This window comes from Nitrospina gracilis 3/211, from assembly GCF_000341545.2.
Lineage (GTDB): Bacteria > Nitrospinota > Nitrospinia > Nitrospinales > Nitrospinaceae > Nitrospina > Nitrospina gracilis.
Genome location: NZ_HG422173.1, coordinates 1,734,893 through 1,735,919 on the forward strand (window position 1 = coordinate 1,734,893; position 1,027 = coordinate 1,735,919).

Below are 1,027 nucleotides of genomic sequence, written 5' to 3' on the forward strand. Positions count from 1 at the left end.
TCCTCATCGGGGTCCGGTGAGTCAGAAGAGGATTCTGAAACCGAAAATGAAGAAGGCCAAGCCGTTGCCACGGGGGAAGAAGCTGAAGCCGTGGGCATGAATGCGGAGGAAGCTTCGCTGGAAGACGATACCCCGGCCTCCAATATCGAAGAAGTCGAACGCCACGTCGAATACGAGGACGAGGGCCGCCAGTTCGAGGAAAAGATCAAGGAGATCATGGTCAAGCGGGCCATCAACAAGGTGGATGAAGGCTCCAACGTGCTCAACCGCGTCTCGGGCCTGCCGGTCATTGAGATGCGGGTTCTGGCCAGCCGCTTTGCCAACCCCGAAGAGCATGAAGAACTGGAAGCGTTTCTCATCCACGAATTCATGCACGCCCGCGACATGATGGACCCGGAGTTCGACTACGAAGACGCATTCATTCCGGGCAACCCGTCGGTCAAGAACCTCATCACCGCCCGGTTCCGCCTGCTGTGGAACATTTATGTGGATGCCCGGCTGGCCAAAAAGAAAATCAAGTCGGTCATGCCGAAAGAAGCGCGTTACCGGGAATTCGACAACTACTACAGAAAAATACCGGAAGAACAACGCCGGGGTATTTTTGAAGGCCTGTGGAACACGGAATCGGTCACCCACGAGGAACTGCTTTCCATGGCTACGGACCTTGAAACTCTGATCAGCAAATACATTGATTACACCGAGGACTTCACCCCCGAGGACCAGGAATACATCCACTTGCAGGGTTCCCCCTGTCCGTTGTGCAAATTCCCGACCTACAACTGGGTGGACGACCCGGCGAGTGTCTGTGACGAAATGGTGATAGAAGCCATCCAGATCGATTTTCCCGATTGGGAAAGCAAGGACGGCGCCTGCGACCGCTGCATCGAGGTTTACGAACTTCGCGCGGGAACGTCCTGATAAAGGATTTCACTTTAACCGTTGCGGTCTGGTAAAATCTAAAGATCGCATGGAGCATTGACAACCCAGGGAAGCTGGCCGAATCGAGGCCGGTTGCAAGGGAGGTTAC

Annotated in this window: 1 protein-coding gene; it reads left to right on the forward strand. The window is 54.7% G+C overall.

Features of this window, described 5'->3' with window-relative positions; genetic code table 11:
* Nucleotides 1-918 (forward strand): hypothetical protein (locus tag TX82_RS08200; protein ID WP_052338228.1); only part of this gene is annotated, 918 nt, incomplete at its 5' end.
* Between the last annotated feature and the right edge of the window lie 109 nt (nucleotides 919-1,027).